General features: G+C 72.4%; 15 protein-coding genes. 7 read left to right on the forward strand and 8 right to left on the reverse strand.

What is annotated here, in order from left to right; translation table 11 throughout:
• Positions 1-254: 254 nt before the first annotated feature.
• The 6 genes from ACZ4NT_RS07480 to ACZ4NT_RS07505 all read right to left on the reverse strand — a co-directional run bounded on the left by ACZ4NT_RS07480 (position 255) and on the right by ACZ4NT_RS07505 (position 5,119).
• Positions 255-689 carry an ester cyclase gene (locus ACZ4NT_RS07480; RefSeq protein ID WP_467724106.1) on the reverse strand — a complete coding sequence of 145 codons (435 nt, stop codon included), beginning with the start codon at positions 687-689 and terminating at the stop codon, positions 255-257.
• A gap of 77 nt (positions 690-766) precedes the next feature.
• On the reverse strand, positions 767-1,192 hold the full coding sequence (locus ACZ4NT_RS07485; protein ID WP_121407867.1) for an ankyrin repeat domain-containing protein: 426 nt from the start codon (positions 1,190-1,192) through the stop codon (positions 767-769).
• A 132-nt stretch (positions 1,193-1,324) separates the two neighbouring features.
• Positions 1,325-1,924 (reverse strand): hypothetical protein, encoded by a 600-nt coding sequence (locus ACZ4NT_RS07490; protein WP_147464416.1) that lies wholly within the window; start codon positions 1,922-1,924, stop codon positions 1,325-1,327.
• A gap of 186 nt (positions 1,925-2,110) precedes the next feature.
• Complete coding sequence (locus ACZ4NT_RS07495) at positions 2,111-2,668, reverse strand: dihydrofolate reductase family protein (RefSeq protein WP_467724109.1); 558 nt, start codon at positions 2,666-2,668, stop codon at positions 2,111-2,113.
• Positions 2,669-2,921: 253 nt separating this feature from the next.
• Entirely contained in the window at positions 2,922-4,511 is a 1,590-nt protein-coding gene (locus ACZ4NT_RS07500) for a glycerol-3-phosphate dehydrogenase/oxidase (RefSeq protein WP_467724111.1), read from the reverse strand.
• Positions 4,508-5,119, reverse strand: coding sequence for a TetR/AcrR family transcriptional regulator (locus ACZ4NT_RS07505; protein WP_121407863.1), 612 nt, complete (start codon positions 5,117-5,119; stop codon positions 4,508-4,510). Before ACZ4NT_RS07505 ends, ACZ4NT_RS07500 begins: the two co-directional genes overlap by 4 nt.
• 116 nt (positions 5,120-5,235) lie before the next feature.
• Here ACZ4NT_RS07505 and ACZ4NT_RS07510 point away from each other — a divergent pair, with 116 nt between their 5' ends.
• Both ACZ4NT_RS07510 and ACZ4NT_RS07515 read left to right on the forward strand, forming a co-directional pair.
• Complete coding sequence (locus ACZ4NT_RS07510; protein WP_467724113.1) at positions 5,236-6,831, forward strand: FAD-binding oxidoreductase; 1,596 nt, start codon at positions 5,236-5,238, stop codon at positions 6,829-6,831.
• A gap of 56 nt (positions 6,832-6,887) precedes the next feature.
• A complete protein-coding gene (locus ACZ4NT_RS07515; RefSeq protein ID WP_121407861.1) occupies positions 6,888-7,769 on the forward strand; it encodes a YegS/Rv2252/BmrU family lipid kinase in 882 nt (293 codons plus the stop codon).
• A 98-nt stretch (positions 7,770-7,867) separates the two neighbouring features.
• Here ACZ4NT_RS07515 and ACZ4NT_RS07520 read toward each other — a convergent pair whose 3' ends face one another.
• A complete protein-coding gene (locus tag ACZ4NT_RS07520) occupies positions 7,868-8,056 on the reverse strand; it encodes a hypothetical protein (RefSeq protein ID WP_467724115.1) in 189 nt (62 codons plus the stop codon).
• A gap of 70 nt (positions 8,057-8,126) precedes the next feature.
• On the opposite strand from ACZ4NT_RS07520, the gene ACZ4NT_RS07525 reads away from it, so the two are divergent.
• Positions 8,127-8,249 carry a hypothetical protein gene (locus ACZ4NT_RS07525; protein WP_467724117.1) on the forward strand — a complete coding sequence of 41 codons (123 nt, stop codon included), beginning with the start codon at positions 8,127-8,129 and terminating at the stop codon, positions 8,247-8,249.
• Here the strand turns inward: ACZ4NT_RS07525 and ACZ4NT_RS07530 are convergent.
• Positions 8,246-8,926: a class I SAM-dependent methyltransferase gene (locus ACZ4NT_RS07530; RefSeq protein ID WP_467724119.1), complete on the reverse strand. Its 681-nt coding sequence runs from the start codon at positions 8,924-8,926 to the stop codon at positions 8,246-8,248. The two genes, ACZ4NT_RS07525 and ACZ4NT_RS07530, sit on opposite strands and share 4 nt — an antisense overlap.
• Positions 8,927-9,795: 869 nt before the next feature.
• Here ACZ4NT_RS07530 and ACZ4NT_RS07535 point away from each other — a divergent pair.
• The 4 genes from ACZ4NT_RS07535 to ACZ4NT_RS07550 all read left to right on the forward strand — a co-directional run bounded on the left by ACZ4NT_RS07535 (position 9,796) and on the right by ACZ4NT_RS07550 (position 17,226).
• Positions 9,796-11,442 (forward strand): hypothetical protein, encoded by a 1,647-nt coding sequence (locus ACZ4NT_RS07535; protein WP_467724121.1) that lies wholly within the window; start codon positions 9,796-9,798, stop codon positions 11,440-11,442.
• Between the two features lie 99 nt (positions 11,443-11,541).
• On the forward strand, positions 11,542-12,936 hold the full coding sequence (locus tag ACZ4NT_RS07540; protein WP_467724124.1) for a hypothetical protein: 1,395 nt from the start codon (positions 11,542-11,544) through the stop codon (positions 12,934-12,936).
• 27 nt (positions 12,937-12,963) lie between these two features.
• On the forward strand, positions 12,964-15,561 hold the full coding sequence (locus ACZ4NT_RS07545; RefSeq protein ID WP_467724126.1) for a hypothetical protein: 2,598 nt from the start codon (positions 12,964-12,966) through the stop codon (positions 15,559-15,561).
• A gap of 69 nt (positions 15,562-15,630) precedes the next feature.
• The gene (locus tag ACZ4NT_RS07550) at positions 15,631-17,226 is read left to right on the forward strand and encodes a VWA domain-containing protein (RefSeq protein WP_467724127.1); all 1,596 of its coding nucleotides are present in this window, start codon (positions 15,631-15,633) and stop codon (positions 17,224-17,226) included.
• The last annotated feature ends 126 nt before the right edge of the window (positions 17,227-17,352 follow it).

A 17,352-nucleotide genomic window follows, 5' to 3' on the forward strand; every position in this document is an offset into this window, starting at 1 on the left:
CGCCCTTTGTTCTCCGGGGCAGGCGTATACGGGGGAGAGCATCCAAGAAACGGGGGGGCACTCTTCCCGGGCGTGCGTTCCCCCCCCCCCCCCTCCCCCCCCCCCCCCCCCGGGGCGGACGGACCACAGCTCCGCGGATCCTCAGGATTTGGGGATCCGGGGTTTCACCTGCGCGAATGCGCCGGCAGCGGGAAGCGCGGTCCGGACGAGCTGGATGTACGGGCCTCAACGGCTCGCCGGGGCCGCTGAAGTGATCAGGACGGAAGCGCGCCGAGTTGACGCAGTTGCGTGAGCACATCGACGACGCCGCGGATCTCGGCGATCCTGCCCTCGGTGAAGCGGAGGATGAAGATCTCGCTGTAGGTGACGGACTTCCCGGTGGGCGGCAGACCCTGGTACTCGCCCTGGTGCGTTCCGGTCACCGTGTTCCTGGAGACGAGCTTGTCGCCCTCGGCGATCGTCTCCTCGACGGTGACATGGATGTCGGGGAACGCCTGCAGGAGCTTCTTCCACACCTGTTTCAGGGCCTCGGTCCCCGTCGAGCCCGTGGGCACGGGCTGGTCGAAGAGCACGTCCGGGGCGACGAACTCGTCGATGGCCCTCGCGATGCCGTCGGGGTCCCCGCCGTTCATGGCGGCGTGGAAACGGTCGAGCGTGTCCCTGTTGCTGGTTGCTCCGGATGTCGACACGGGTCATCTCTCCTCGTATGGATCTGAACTGTGCTGCAACAGGAGGACGGCACAGCGGTCGAGAATGTGACATGCCTCTAGTCGGTCGGGGTCGCGCCCGCCGTGATGAGGACGGCCGCGGTGTCGTGGTGGGGGCCGTTGTGGGCCCACTTCAAGGGGGGCCAGCCGGTTCCGTGATCCTCCCGCCGGTTCGGATCGGCACCGTGGGCGAGCAGTTCCCGCACGGCCGCCGTGTGCCCCCAGCAGGAGGCCGCACACAAAGGGGTGCCTTGAGCGCCGATGCCGCTGCTTTCGGCATCCGGCGAGGCTCCGGCGGCCAGCAGCAGGCGGGCGATCTCGGCACTGCCGTTCACACATGCCTCGTAGAGCGGGGTGGTCCCCTCGCTGTCCTCTCGGTCGGGGTCGGCTCCCGCCCGGAGGAGGGCCGAGACACGCGCGGCGTCATCCGACAGGATCGCGGCGAAGAGGTGCCGTGAGAGCTTCTTCTGCCTTCGCTGCTTCATGGACGCCGACGTTAGTGGCCGGTGCGGTGAGGGGCGAGGATATTCTCCGTGCCGGCCGATGCACGACGCGTCGGCCGGGTGCGGTGAAGTCCTTTCACCGGGAAGGGAGTTGCAACCACCTCCGGTCCACTGTCACTCCCAGTCCACCGTGATTCCCTCGTGCCGCACGCATCCGCCGTCGGCTACCAGGGTCGGCTCGCCGGAGTACCAGTCGGACCGGAAGTACAGTTCGATGCCGTCGTCGGTCGTCGCGCTGACGCCGGGCAGTCCGGCACCGGGCTCACCCTTCGCCCGTGCGGGGAGGGACTCCACGGTCATCCCCTGCGCGGACCACGCCTTGCGGAGAGTTTCCACCGCTGCCCTGTACGCCGCACGGTCGGCGAATTCAGGAGCCCAGGTCAGCGTCGGCTGGTCGCGGGTCACCCCACCCGAGTCCGCTCCGAAGTCGTCCGCGCAGGACGCGCTGGACATCCCCATGTCGTCGATCACCGAGTTCGGGTCGATGCCCAGCCGGCGCACCGCGTCCTCCCCGGCTTCCTGGGTGCGGCGCATGTGCTCGCGGAAGGCCGATTCCGACATGACCCGACCACCGCCGAGCGACTCGCAGCCCATGGCAAGTGCCGCGAGGGCGAGCACCGTCACCGCACCGCCGACGGTCAGCGCCACGAGGGCTCGCCCGGTCCGCGGAGCGGGGGCGTCGGTGTGCGGGGCGGGGGCCGGTGGTGTCGTCATGGGCCCATCCCAGCAGGCCGCTGCGACCGGGTGGCACCGCATCCGTACTCAGAATTCGGGTGAGTACCCGAGCCGTAGGGGATCCCGGTCGCCCTGCTCGAACCTGCCTGCACCGTCCGTGCGTTGGCATGCCCTCCCGGGCAACCGAGCGGCGCAAGCGGTCCGTTGCGGACTGGTGGCCCGGCGTCAGCGGTGCCGGCGGTAGTGCAGCCCGACGACCCCGTTGTGGAACTCGGTGGTGGAGACCAGGTCGAGCCGATAGGACCGGGGGACGCCTTCGAACAGCCGGGTACCCTCACCCGCGACGTAGGGGTGCAGGTCAATGCGGAACTCGTCGATCAGGTCGAGTTGCATGAGCGACCGCCAGAACCCGACACCGCCCCAGACCACGATGTGGCCCTCACCGCCTCGTCGCAGACGATCGACCTCTTCCGTCGTGTCACCGGCGGTGATGGTGGTGTTGGCCCACTCCGCCGTCCGAAGGGTGCGGGAGAAGACGACCTTGTGCGCGGCATTCATGACGGGCGCCAGCGGGTGGTCGGCCGTCGGCAGGGCTTCGGCCATCGCCTCGTACGACGTACGGCCCATGATGTGCGCGTACGCGCTCCGGTAGACATCCATCTTCTGCTGCAGGGCGGCGGCGTCGGGGGGCAGGCCGAAGCAGAACTGCCAGTATTCGGTGCCCTCGTCGGCGAGGAGGCCGTCCAGCGAGTACATGAACGCCCACGCAATGAGCTTCCGCATGATCAGTACCCGATGCTCTCGGTTCGTCCGGCGGGGACTGCTCCCCGCGGGCCTTGAGGTGGTCCTCGGTACCTGACCGCCGCGATCGATCGCGGCAACACGTCCAGTATCGGCGTCCGGGAAGAGCGGCGCCACGGATGGCGCGCCCGGTGCCGCCCACGTGGAGTCGCCGGAAGCCACCGGCGTGCGAAAACCGGCGTTCGGCCGGCATCCCTCGCGCCGTGCCGGCGGTCGCACGGCGCGAGGGGGTGGCTCATCCGCAGCCGAGGCTCTCGCCGAGGGCGTCGCGCGCCGCGTCCACGGCCCTCGCGCGGTCCTGCGGGACCAGCCCGATGCGGGTGCGGCGGTCGAGGAGATCCCCTTCGTCGAGCGCGCCCTCGTGGCGTACGGCCCAGGCCAGCTCGGCGTGGGTGACGGGGTGCCCCTCCAGGACGGGTGCGTGCAGACGCGGGTCCCGCGTGCCCAGGGCGTGCACGGCGGGCGCCTCGGTGCCGTAGCGCCGGATCAGGCGGGGTGGCGCCTGCAGGGAGGCCAGGACGTCGGGCGGGGCGGCGCCGACCAGCGGGAGCGAGGCGGTGGGGGAGGGCCCCGCGCCGAGGTGGTGCGCGGCGACGGCCGCGTCCACGGCGTCCTGGGCCATGCGGCGATACGTCGTGAGCTTGCCGCCGACCACGGTGACCACGCCGTCGGGCGAGGTGTGCACGGCGTGTCGGCGGGAGATGTCGGCGGTCCTGGCCGCCGTGGTGCCCGCCGGGGTGGTGTCCAGCAGGGGGCGCAGTCCGGCGAAGGCCCCCACCACGTCTTCCCGGTGGACGGGGATGTCCAGCGCGGAGTTCAGGACGTCGAGGAGGAACCCGATGTCGGTGTCGGGCACCTCGGGAACGTCCGGGATCTCGCCGTCGACGGGCTCGTCGGTCAGCCCCACGTAGATGCGGCCGTCGCCCTGCGGAAGGACGAGCACGAACCGGTTGGTCTCCCCGGGGACGGGGATGTGCAGCCCGGCGGGCAGGGAGCCCAGGTGCTCGGTCCGCAGCACGAGGTGGGTGCCGCGCGAGGGCCGGATGCGGATGCCGTCGACCAGGCTGCCGGCCCACACGCCGGAGGCGTTGATCACGGCGCGGGCACGGATCTCGCCCTCCTCCCCGGTGAGTTCGTCGCGGACACGGGCACCGCGTCCGGTCAGCTCCAGCGCTCGCACCCGGGTCAGGACGCGGGCGCCGCGGGCGGCTGCCGTGCGGGCGACGGCGGTGACCAGCCGCGCGTCGTCGGTGAGACGGCCGTCGAAGGACAGCAGTCCGCCGCGCAGTCCGGTGGAGCGAAGGGCGGGGGCGAGCGTGCGGGTCTCCACCGCGGACAGGCGTCGGGGAGCGGGCAGCGTGGCGCGGGACGTGCGCGCCGCCAGGCGCAGGACGTCGCCCGCGCGGAAGCCGGCCTGGGCCAGGGCGGCCTGTCCGCGGGACACCAGGGGAGTGAGCGGCAGGACGAAGGGCTGGGCGTGCACCAGGTGGGGGGCGGTGCGTTCCATGAGGATGCCGCGTTCGACGGCGCTTTCGTGAGCGACGTCGAGTTGGGCGGAGGCGAGATAGCGCAGCCCGCCGTGGATGAGCTTGGAGCTCCAGCGCGAGGTTCCGAAGGCCAGGTCGTGCGCGTCGACGGCGGCGACGGTCAGGCCGCGCGCCGCGGCGTCCAGGGCGACTCCGGCCCCGGTCGCGCCGAGGCCGACCACCAGGAGGTCCACCGGGGGCCCGCCGACGGTCCGGGACAGCTCGCGGGCGCGGCGTGCGGCGGACAGGGACGAACCGGGCGCCTGCGCCGGGTCGGACGGGCTCCTGCTGGTGCTCATGGCGTCAGGGTCCTCTCCAGGATGGTCCGCAATTCCGCGAGGAACGCGTCGCTGTTCAGGTCCGGGTCGTCCTCGTCGGTCATGGTGCGCAGCGAGAGGGTGAAGGACTGCACGATCAGCAGCAGGGCCCGGGCCTGCCGGTCGGCGTGACCCGCGCGTACCGATTCGTCGGCGTGACCCTCTCGCAGGGTGCCGCGGATCAGCTCCAGGAGTGCCTCCTGGCTGGCTCCGCGGCGGTCGAGCATGTAGGGCAGGAGCAGTTCGGGGTCCACGTCGATGATCTTGCGGAACAGCGGGTGGGCGCGGAAGGCCCGTACTCCGGCGACCAGGCCGTCGACGATCAGAGCGCGTGCGGGCGTGTCCGGCCGGCGCTCGGGCATGGCCTGGCTGGCCGCCTGGACCCACTCCCGGGTCATCAGGTCGCCGACCAGCGACCGCACGTCGGGCCAGCGCCGGTAGAGCGTCATCCGGGAGACCCCGGCCCGACGGGCCACGTCGGTGAGCGTCGTTCGGCGCACACCGACGGCCAGCACGCAGTCGCGTACCGCGTCCAGGACGGGATCCCCCGCGGAGGTGTCGTCCGAACCGTTGTGACGAATAGGCGTCATGTGTCACAGTGTAACGCGCCGTGAGGCCGTGGGACAGCACTTCGTGTTCGGAACGGTCCGCTGCCGCGTTCCGCGGCGCACGGCACCCCTGCATCCGACCGGTGAGGAACAACCCCATGGACATGCTGTGGAGCGGCTGGGGAGACCCCGCCAAAGCCACGTCGCTGCCCGACACGGTGATCGGGCTGCTGCGCGACCTGCTCGGGGTCAAGCCCGCCGACAGCGCACCGGTCGCCCTCGAGGACATCCCCGTACCCGCGTCACCGCTGGACGCGGCCGCGAGCCGGGAGCTGGCCGAGGCCGTCGGCGACCCGGCGCTCGTGCGCACCGACGCCGAGACCCGCATCCGGCACACCCGCGGGAAGTCCACCCCTGATCTGCTGCGCATCCGGGCCGGCGACGTCGACGACATCCCGGCCGCGGTGGTCCTGCCCGCGAGCCACGACGAGGTCCTGCACGTGCTGCGGATCTGCGCGGCCCACGACCTGGCCCTCGTCCCGTTCGGCGGAGGCACCTCGGTGGTCGGCGGCCTCGCCCCCGAGCAGCGGCGCCCCTTCATCGCCCTGGACCTGCGCCGCATGGACGGCCTGCTCGCCCTGGACCCCGTCTCCCGCACCGCCACCCTGCAGCCCGGGCTGCGTGCACCGCAGGCGGAGGCGCTGCTCGCCGAGCACGGATTCACCCTGGGCCACTTCCCGCAGTCCTACGAGTGGGCGACGATCGGCGGATTCGCCGCGGCCCGCTCCAGCGGGCAGGCGTCCGCCGGCTACGGACGCTTCGACGAGATGGTCCTCGGTCTCACGCTGGCCACGCCCGAAGGCACCCTCGACGTCGGCCGCGCCCCGCGCTCCGCGGCCGGACCCGACCTGCGCCAGCTGATCCTGGGATCCGAGGGGGCCTTCGGCGTCATCACCTCCGTCACCGTCCGCCTCCGCCCGCAGCCGGAGACACGGCGCTACGAGGGCTGGCGCTTCGACTCCTTCGAGGAGGGCGCCGCGGCGCTGCGCCGCCTGGCCCAGGACGGACCGCGCCCCACGGTGCTGCGCCTGTCCGACGAGACGGAGACGTTCGTCGGCCTCGCGCAGCCCGACGCGATCGGTTCCCAGGACGCCCCCCAGGGTGCCGGCTGCATCGCCGTCGCCGGGTACGAGGGCACCGCTCAGGACACCGGGCACCGCAGTGAGCAGGCCGCAGCCGTCCTCCGCGAGTGCGGCGGCACCTACCTCGGCGAGGCACCGGGCCAACGCTGGGCGCACGGCCGCTACTCGGCGCCCTACCTGCGCGACGCGCTGCTGGACGCGGGAGCCTTCGCGGAGACCCTGGAGACCGCCGCCTTCTGGTCCCGCATCCCCGAGCTGTACGCCTCGGTCAAGGACGCGCTCACCTCCCGCCTCACCGAGGCGGGCACCCTGCCGCTCGTGATGTGCCACATCTCCCACGTCTACGAGAACGGCGCCTCCCTGTACTTCACCGTGGTCTCGGCGCAGGGCGAGGACCCCGTGGCGCACTGGGCGCCTGCCAAACGCGCCGCGAACGAGGCCATCGATGCGGCGGGCGGCACCATCACCCATCACCACGGTGTGGGGACCGACCACCGCGACTGGTACGTCCGGGAAGCCGGCGAACTCGGTATCGCGGCCCTGCGGGCGGTCAAACAGCGGCTGGACCCCGCCGGGCTGCTCAACCCCGGCGTGCTCCTCCCGGTCGACTGACCTTGCCCTCGACCGTCAGCCCGCGATCCCCCACCCTGCGTCCCGGAGGCACCCCGATGCGACAGTTCACCGCCATCGTCAACCCCAGCGCGGGCGGATCCACCGGGGCCGCGGCGCTGCTGCAGGTGGCCCGGTTGCTCCGGGAAGCGGGGGCCGAGCTGGAGACCGAGTACAGCCGCAGCCTGGCCCATGCCCAGGACCTCGCCCGCGGGGCGGGTGCCCGGCAGCGCGTCGTCCTGGCGGTGGGGGGCGACGGCATGGCCGGTGGCATCGGCGGCGCCCTCAGCGGCTCCGACACCCTCTTCGGCCTCGTACCCGCCGGTCGCGGCAACGACTTCGCACGTGCCCTGCAACTCCCCTCGGATCCTGCCGAGTTGGCCCGTATTCTGCTGCACGGGCCGCCGCGCGCCGTGGACACCGTCCAGGTGGAGTCGGCCATGCACCCCGGCACGGTCGTCCTCGGCAGTGTCTACGCGGGCGTCGACGCGCTCGCCAACCGCCACGCCAACGAGGCGAAGCTGCTGCGCGGTGCCGCCTCCTACTACGCGGGCGGCCTGCGCGCCGTGGCAAGCTGGCGGGCGGCCACCTACCAGGTCACCGTCGACGGCGAGCGGCACACCCACCGCGGCTACACCGTCGTGGCGGCCAACTCGCCCTACTACGGCTCCGGTCGCATGATCGCTCCCGGGGCACGGGTGGACGACGGGCTGCTCGACGTGGTGATGATCCGCGAAGCGCCGCGACGGCTCTTCTTCACCCTGATGAACGAGCTGGCCTCGGGGGCACATGTCCGGCGACCCGAGGTGCGCGTCCTTCAGGGCCGGGAGATCCGTATCGAGTCGGACCGGGAGGTCCCCTATGGCGCGGACGGGGAGGTCGACGCCGTCCTCCCCCTCACCGCCCGCGTACTTCCCGGCGCCCTGCGGGTGCTGTACTGAGCCGTCCTCCACCTCGCGGCGGGACCGGCCCTCGCCGTCGGCCCGATCGAGAAGCCGTTCCCGGGCCCGGGCCGGAGGGCCGGTGGTGCGGAGGACCGTCAGGTGAAGAGGTCCACGAACAGCGCCACGGTGAGGAAGGCCATTCCGGCCCCGCTCGCCAGGCAGGCGAGCAGGCCGGGTTCGCCGTAGCCCTGCAGACGGGCGCGTCGGGGTCGGCCCGGGTCATACCGGACGCGTATCCGTGACGGGTAGTCGATCGGATACAGCCGGCCCACCTTGGATTCCAAGTGGACGGGACCAGGGCTGCAGCTCGAAAGCACGCCGCCCGCATCGCCGCTGAGTGGGCGTGACGCCTGCATGGCGGTGATGCCGGGCACGGTCTCGACGGCCGTCCCCGGCAGCGCCCGAACGATGGGACGCCGCGAGGCCGCCTGGGACGCGGCGGGCGAGCGGGTCGCGGGGCTGCCCGACAGGACCTAGCGGAGCCGTCGTGCCCGCAGGACCAGGTCGTCGGTGTGGTGCGCGCCCGCGCCGCCGTCCGGCGCCACGCGCGGCCGCTGTTCGTCGACCTCGATCTCCCAGTCCTCGTCGAGCAGGCCGGAGATCATCGAGGGCCAGACGTAGTCGGCCGGGTCGAAGCCGCTGTCGTGGACCTGCTGGGTGTCCATGCCGGCGTGATGGACGACCAGGAGCACGCCGCCGGGCGCCACGGCCGAGAGCAACGCTCGCTCCGCCGCGGCGTCCGGGGTGCGCAGCAGGGCCGGGTACTGCGCGGACACCAGGTCGAAGGAGCCGGGCGTCAGCGCCGCCTCCGTCAACGCGGCGTGCACCCAGCGCACGGTGAGGCCGGCGTCCCGGGCGTGTCCGGCGGCTCGCTCCAGTGCCACGCCCGAGACCTCGAGTGCGGTCACGTCCCAGCCGCGGCGGGCGAGCCAGACGGTGTCCGCGCCCTCGCCGCACCCGACGTCGAGGGCCCGCCCGGCTGGCAGCCCCGCGACTTCGGCGGCAAGTGCTCCGTTGGGCTGTCCGCTCCAGAGTTGCTGTCGCTCGGAGTAGCGGTCGTCCCACTCCTGTCGTACCGCGGGGTCTCCGACGTACGTGTCGTGAGGCAGGGACGCATCGGTCGCGGGCGCTTCGCGTGAAGTGTGGTCGGTCACGGGCCCACTGTCGGGCAACGCCTCCCGCTCACGCCAACCTTGTTGCCGGTTCGGCAAGGCGAGGACGGGCGGCAGGCGTCCGGGGCTCCGATCCCGTGGCCCGTGTTCACGCGCCCGGCCGGTCAGGCGGCGCAGGCGGGCACGGTCGAGCCGACGCGTGGCCACGGCCGAGCAGAACGGCGGGTACGGCTGGACGCACCGGAAGGGGCAGCCGGCGGCTCCGGCAACTGCGCAGTCTTTCGGACGTATTTTTGAAATCCGTCATGCAGTGCGAACAAATGTGCCGTGCCGTGCCAGTTCCAGATTCCTTGTGAGCGATTCAAGTCGAGCGCATTCGAATATCCCGGTCGTGTGTTCGGCGTGGAAGGGGGTGCCATGTCGGCCTGGCCGAATGTTGTTGAATCGCTGCCGAAATCCCTGCGACGGTCTTCGCGTGCCTATTAGTGTGGCGCATAAGCGGAGTGGGGACTCCGGGGGAACGTGTCATCAGAACCGTGCCTGCGCACCAGGGCACAGCCATGTCTGAAGCACGGTGAACAGCGGTGAACGGATGCGGAATTGACGCACCGGCAGGCCGCGGTGGGGGCGGGGGAATCGTGCGGGTGAACACCATCAGAGCCGGGCAGGGCGCGAATCTGCTCGCGGCACTTCGCGTGGCGGACGTACTCGACGCGGCACGTGCAGACCCCGAATCGGTACCCGCCGTACCGGAACACGGAACGGTGGCCGACCTGTTGGGGTGCCCTCCTCCCGCGCCGCAGGTCTGGCGCCGCGACTGGCACGACGTATTGGCGGGAGAAAGGTCCCGTGTAAAGAGGTCGGGCCTCGGTTGGATACTCACGTCCTTTGCCTGCGGGCGTTTTCCGGCAATGACCATTCTCGAGGTCGGCTGCGAGCGGCTCCGCCTGAGCCGGGTGTCCTACGACTCGGCGGGTTCGGGGCCGGACGTACGGCAGCTCACCGAATCGACGTGGGCGAATCTCGCGACCGCCGACGAGGGGTTTCCCGCCGAGCGGCCGCGACAGCTCTTTCTGCTGGCGGGCGGGGCGGCTGGAAGCGACGAGGATCGCTCCGGTCCGGGCCGCACGGCTCATGTGTCCCGAAGAACGTCGGGCGGCACGGCCCCCGGCACCGACACCGAACCCATGGACATCGCCACTCCGCTCGGGTGGCACCTGCAAGCTCTCGCCCATCGGTCGGCGCATCGGACCGGGCCGCTCCTGCTGGTCGTACGCGCCGCGGGCTGGCTGCCCGTGGAGCGGGCCGCCGAATCGCTCAGGGACGACGACGGACCTGTGCTGCGTCTGAGGCTGCCCGCCCACTGGCCGCAGACACCGGGCGACCTCCTCGCCGGGCTTCCCCTGCGGCATTCCATCTGGCTCGCCGGGGCCCGCGTCGACGGAGTGTCGGGCATGGTCGGACTGGTACGACGGGTCCTCTTCCCGGCGGGCAGCCGCCGGAGCGATGCCACCGGCGCCGGTGGTCCCCTGGTGCCCGTGCCCGTGGCCGCGCCGCCCGGGGGCGCCGGCGCCGGGCAGAGTGTCGCGGCGGTCGTCTCGGCCGGGCGCGAAGAACCGGCGGCACTGTGGCGACCGGTGCGCATGGACCGGCTGGAGCTGCCGCCCGGCGCCCGCGTCGCACTGAACTACCGGCTCGCCGGACCGGGCAGGGTCGAGCTCGACTACGGCGGCCGACACGAGCCGGAGACGTCGCCCTGGCCCGCCCTGGCGCTCTGCACCCCGCGACGCCTCTCCAGACCCCGCCCCGTCGACCTGGTGCTCGCGGTCGAGACGGCGGGACCACAGGCCGACGGCGGAGTGGCCGTGGAGGAGCGGCTGCAGGAAGCGGCAGCCGTCGTCGCGGCCGTCCGGGACGCCGTCGGCGACGAGAGCGCACTTCGGGTCGGACTGATCGGCTACCGCGACCACGCGCCGCTCGACCGGCGGCACCACAGCGACCCGCTCGTGCACCGCGTGGGCCTGTCGCCCGCCCGGACCGCCGCACACGTACTGGCCGACTGGCAGAGCAGCGCCCTGCGGCACGACTTCGCCACCGGACTGGAACACGTACCCCACGAACTCGCCCACTGGCGCGACGCGTGGCGGCCGGACAGTCACCGGGTACTGCTCGTCGTCGGCTCCCGGCCGCCCCATCCGCACAGTCGGCCACCACAGGTGCTCCGGCGCGGCGCGGCGGTGCGCATCTGTCCGGACCGGCTGGAGTGGGAGAGCGCTCTGGAGTCCCTGCGCCACTACGACGGCGTGACCTGCTTCGCGGTCGTCGACGAACCGGTGTGGATGGACCGGCTGGCGGGCGAGCCCCACCTCGCGCAGTGGGCGGGCCGGGCCTGGGACCTGTTCGGGGCCGAGGGCCGCTTCCCGGCGGGACACGACCCCCGTCTCATCGCCTCCGCGGTCGCCGCGCCGGCCCTCTGCCTGCCCGAGGACGGCAGCCCGATCCGGCTGGTCGTGTCGGACGGTGCGAGCGGCGACTGGCGGCCCGCGGCGGCCGGCTGACGGCACCAGTACGCAATCGCTCACCAGGAACGTGCGGTTGCGGGCAACCACCGCGCGGCGGACCCTTCCGCCGCCGAAATGGGGGACACCACCATGGTCATGGAAGACGAACGAGCCGAGCGCAGCGGCGAGGAGAAGCCGGAGCGGAAGAAGCGCGACAGGACGGGCGAGGGGCCGTTCGCCGTCTGGGACCCCTCCACGCTGGTCGGCGGTCGGGCGGCGCTTCCGGCGGCTCCCGTCCAGGCCCCGGCGGGATCTCCGGCTGCCACCTCCGCCGGCCCCGCCGCCGCGACCGGAGGGCCTCCCGCCCTGTCCCTGCCGGCGCCCGCCGCGCCCCGCGACGACAAGGCGAGGGCGCCCGGCGCACCCCCCGCGGACGCCGAGCGCAGGACCGAGGCCCCGCCGGTCTTCATGGAGAAACTCGAGAAGAACGGCCGGAGCGACAAACCGGCCAAGGCGCCCGCGGGAAAGTCCGACCGGCAGGAAGCGGGCCAGCAGGGCGCCGAGAACCCCGGATCCGCCCCGGAGTCGACGATCACCCTGTGGGGCGGCATGGGGAGCGGCAAGTCGACACTGCTGGCCGCCCTGTCCCGTGCCGTGCAGGACCCCATGTACGGGAAGTGGAGCATGTGGCCGGAGGACCACGCCTCGCAGAAGTTCCTCAGCGACCTGGCGCACATCCTCTACCGCGACCGGACGTTCCCGAACGCCACACTGACCGAGCAACGGCCGGTCCGCTTCACACTCGCCGGCGACCTGACCGGGACACGGTTCTCCCGCGGCGGCCGGCGGCGCTGGCGGCGCGGGACCGACAGCCGTGACATCACGGAGTTCAAGGTGACACTCCGGGATCTGCCGGGAGAGGCTTTCGACCTGCGGTCCCAGACCGGAGCGGCGCTGGGCGGCAAACTCATCAAGGACCTGGGAGCGGCCCGGGCGATGGTGTACGTCGTGGACCCTGTCCGGGAGTGGCAGGTCAACGGCGACGACGGACCGCTCGGTGACGACGCCCGCCAGAACGCGGACTTCTTCACCGACGTCCTCGGAGGAGTGGCCACCGAAGTCAACATGCGCGGCGAGCGGCACGGCAACCAACTGCCCCACAGCATCGCCGTCTGCCTCGCCAAGTTCGACGACGACCGGGTCTTCCGCTTCGCCTGCGAACAGGGCAATGTCCGGCTGAACCCGCGTACGGGCCAGCCCGAAGTCATGGATGCCAAGCGGCTGTTCGACGGACTGTGCCAGGCCTTCCCGCAGGGGAGTCTGCGCGAGATCCAGCAGCAGATCGAGCTGTTCTTCGCCCCCGAGCGCGTCGGGTACTTCGTATGCTCCGCCGTCGGCTTCTGGATCGATCCCGAGCGCGGCTTCGACTTCGAGAACCCGTCGCTGGTGAACCCCGTGGAGGACGCCGTACGGCTGGTCGCGCCGCCCCGGCCGGTGAACATCCTCGAGCCCTTCCTCTTCCTCCGGGGCGTCGGCCCCCGGCAGGCCTGACCCCATCGCACGAGAGGAGACCACGCCATGCCACCGGGACTGACGGCCGACTGGGCCCTGTGGGGCAAGGAGCCCCGGACGAACAGCGGTTACAAGGTGCTGGCGGCCTGTCCGCCCGACCGCAGCGCCGAGTTCAACACCGCCGTCCACCACTGGTCGCCGGGCACGCCGGGGCGCGGGGACCAACTTCCCTGGATCACCATCGGACCGGGCACGGCCGCGGACGGGACCGCCACCGTCGGCATCTTCCTCCTGGACGGCACCGACGCCGTAGACCACACGAACCGGCCGATCCACCGGATCACCCATTTCGCGGTCCCCACCGCCAGGGTCGACGAACTGGGTCTCAGCTGGGGCACATTGGCCAGGGCGGCGCTCGATGCCGCACCACTGCTCCCGGCCCTCAACGGCGCACCGGCCCGGCTGACCGTGGGGGAGGGCGGCCGGCTCCTCGACCACGCCGGCAGCGTCTTCACCGACCGGGTGACCGAAGTCAGCCACTGGCTCGCTGCGGCCGCCGCCTATCTGCTGGACGGCAGAGTGGTGGTGACGGGGGACCGCAACTACGAGCCGCTCGAACTGCTGCACGTCCTGGACTGTGTCGCCGCCATGCTGCCCCTGGGCCTGCGCGGCTCGCTGTCCGCCGCGACCGGCAGCTCCTCCGGGTCACAGGTGCCGATGCGGCTGTACTGGGGAGTCGTCGACGACACGCCGGGTGTCAGGGGGCTGGCCTGGGGCGGCGGGCTGCCGGACCTGGCCGGTCTGTCCCCCGACGCCCGCTCCTACTTCGAGCTGCTCGTCCGGGCGTGGCAGGTGCACGGAGGCGAGAGCGTCGTCGCGCACCTCGCCCGATCCCGTACGCCGCTCGACATCGACTCGGCACACGTGCACGCGGACGCCCTGCGCGTACTGTCGGGGCTCAACCCCGGGCTGGCGCTCGCCCAGGAGATCCGCGGCGGGCGGGTGGTGGACAACGAGCGGATCGATGAGGCACTGCGCCACGAGGTGTTCGACCCGGCCTCCGTCGCCCTTCTCTCGGCGGTCAAAGTGGACCTTCCTTCCAGCGACCTGAGCAGCATGGCCCGCCACCTTCCTCAGGCCGAGGTGTCCGAGGCGTTCTGGAACAAGATCGTGAACGACCTGCTCGAAGGAAGCCCCGAAAGCGCCCGCACCGGCTTCGAATCCGTCCGGGAGGCGACCCCCGACACCCGGGAGGGCCGGGACCCCCTGGACCGGGCACTGGCCTGCGTACTCCACGAGGTGCGGCAACGCGCCTCGACGGAGTCGCGGGATCCCGTGGTCGACGAACTCCTCCCCACCATCGCCCCCTTCACCCCGGGCACGATGGCCTTCACCCAATCCCAACTGCGCACCCTTCCGGGGCTCGCCGGCCGACTCGTCCAGGCCGTGTGCGCCCGGCCCGAACCGGCTGCGCGGGTCCTCGCCTGGTTGCGCTGGATCGGTGACGGGTCGGCACCCGAGGTGGCCGGGAGCCCGGAACTCACCCTGCTGTACGACCTGCTGGAGTCCGGGACCACGGCGGCCGAACCGTCGAGGAAGTGGGTCGCCGCCCATCCAGCGTCCGCCGCACGCCTGTTGACGGCCGCGGCGGCATGCGGGCGCATCGACCAGATCCTGTGCGGCGGCTTCTTCCAGGGGCTGGTGGACTGTGCCCGGCAGGGGGCTCCGGGCGACCCGTCCGAGGAAGCCACCCGAGGACTGCTCCACCGCGCGCTGGAACGCCCGCCGAACGGGACGCGAGCGGAGACCGCCGCCCGCTGGGACCTCCTGTGCACGCTCACCGGACGACCGCCCGAGGCCTTCTTCGTCCTGATGCGGACACCCCAGGCGCGGGGCTCCGCCGGCGTCACCACCCGGCTCACCGGCTACGCCTCGACGCTGCAGGCGGAACTCGACCTGCCCGCCGTGCGCGGCCACGTGCAGGTGATCGTGGAGGGGCTGCTGGAGGAAATCCTGTCGGTCGACCCGGACACCGGCGAGGGGCCAGACGACACCGGCCGGGAACTCGCCACGCGGCTGCTGGAGCGGCCCGGCCCCCACGTCCACGTCGTCGTCGAGGCCGTCACCCGGCTGACGGAGAAGCCCCACTGGCACGAGACGGAGCAGGACGCCCACTGGCTGGACCGGATCGCCGAGCGTCACCCGGACCTGGCGTCGGCTCTCACCCTGCGCAGGGTGTACCGCGCCGCCCGGCTGGCCGGCGACTCCCCCGAGGAGTGCCGTCAGCTCGCGGCTCAGCTGTACACGGCACGGCGAGAAGGCGTCGGGCACGACCAGCTCTGCGCCCCGTTGCGGACCTGGGCGACCCGGGGCCGGACCGGCGAGCGGCTCCTGAGCATCCTCCTCGCCTACTGCGACGTGTGGGAGTCCTATGCGGGCAAGGACCAGGCCTACCAGGAACGCAGCCGCCTCGAACGCGCACTGGGCCGGGGCCCGGACCCCACGCTGTGGCAGGCCTACCTCGATCACGCCATCGGCTGCCTGAAGAAGCGCAGAGCCGAACACGCGCGCCAGATCCAGGACTTGATCCACAAGCAGAAGCGAGCCGACGAGGAGATCGACCGACTGCGAAGACTCGATTCCGGTGCCCGCGGTCGTCTGTAGCCGCACGCCCGGTCCCGGCGGCGGGCCGGGACCTCTCATCCGCACACGCACGTCCTAGGGGGACACCTCATGCACACCATCCGGCGGACTGCGCGCCGCGTCCTGCTGCTGGCCACAGCCGGTGCCCTGGCGGCCTCCGGCGCGGCACCGGCCGCGGCCGACGACAAGCCGCTGCCGCGCGACGGCATCTACCGCTCGCTGAAGGTCGACGACGTCCCCGCGGCCTACGTCGTCCTCGTCGACACCTCCAGCTCGATGCAGGACGAGGGACCCGACGGGAAGCCGCTCTACGCGACCGTCAAGAAGCGCCTCGCCGCCTTCCTCAAGACCCTCACCCCGGCCGACGAGGTCGCCGTCGTCACCTTCGGACGAGCGACCAGCGTCGTGCACCCCATGTCCCCGGCGAACAAGACGGGCAACCTGGTGTCCGAGGAACTCCCGAGCTCCGCGAAGGAGTTGGCCAGTGATCATGGAGCCGCGCTGAATGTCGCCGCCGACCAGCTCGACCGCAGCGCGGCACCCGTCGGAGCGGTGCTGATGCTCACCGACGGTGCCGTCAACGCGCCCGGCAGCCCGTACGCCCGCCTCGGCAGTCCCGCCTGGAAGCAGCTCAGGAAGCGCTACACCGCACTGGGGACCGATCACGACGTCATCGGCTACGGTCTGCCGCTCGCCGACGGCACACAGGTCTCCGAAGTCCTCGGCAGCGCCTTCGGAGCCCCGCGCACCCTGCCGGTCGACCCCGCGGCACTGGGCTCGCAACTCAACGACGCCAAGGAGCGGGTGCGCGCGGAGAAGGCCCGGAGCCTGCTCCGCGTCGACCAGGGCGAGCAGGTCACCGTCTCCTTGCGGGGTGACGGAGTCGAGCGGCGCGGCGCGGGCAAGGCGGTGCTGTCCGCCGGGGACCGCACCGGCTCCCGGTCCAGGACCGTGCGCGTCACCCTCACCTCCCACGCCCGGCACGTCCCGCTGCGGGTCCGTCTCGACGCCGAAGCCGTCCCCGGAGACGCGGCGGTACGCCTCCACGGTCCGGCCGCTCCGGTGACGATCGCCCCCGGACGGAGCCGGACCGTCGACGTCCGGCTGACCTGGCCCCAGGACGCCGAGTTCAGCCTGGTCCCCGGCACGCGTGATTTCCGCGCCGGGGTCCGCATCCGCGCCGACGTCGCCTCGCCGTGGACGCGGACCGTGCGCGGCTCGATGGGGTACGCCGCGTTCTCCACCGGCCGGCCCACGGTGACCGAGGTGGACGTGGTGGGCACGGTTCCCGGCCGTACGCCCGGCTGGCTGTACCCCCTGGTCCTGCTCGTCGCCCTGCTGGGGTCTGCGGCGGCCTGGCGCTCGTACAAGCGGCGCAACCCGGTGCTGTCCGGCGCACTGGTCGTGACGGACCTGCGTTCGGGCGAGCGGCAGACCGTCGTGCTGCGTGGCAGGGAGGTCAGCCAGGACACCGACGCCGGGAGCGTGCGAGCGCGGATCTCCGTGCGCGGCCGGCACGAGGGCGGCAGGGTCGTCCTCGTCCTGCAGTGCGTCCGCGAGGCGCCCCGGCCGGGCGGGGAGCGGCTGCGCGACAGCGGCAGGTGCGACATCGGCAAGTCGACCGTGCTGTGCGGGATCGGCTTCTCCCACGAGACGGCAGACCAGGCATCCGTCGTCATGCAGTGAGAACCGCGGCCGCCCTGGGGGGGGGGGGGGGGGGCGCGCTCCGACCACCGCCCCCCTCTCTCTCCCCCCCGAGCCGGGAGAGGCACCCGTCATGCGCCCGCACCGATCCCTACCTCCCCATGCGCC

The sequence above is a fragment of the Streptomyces sp. NPDC026417 genome, from assembly GCF_055567695.1.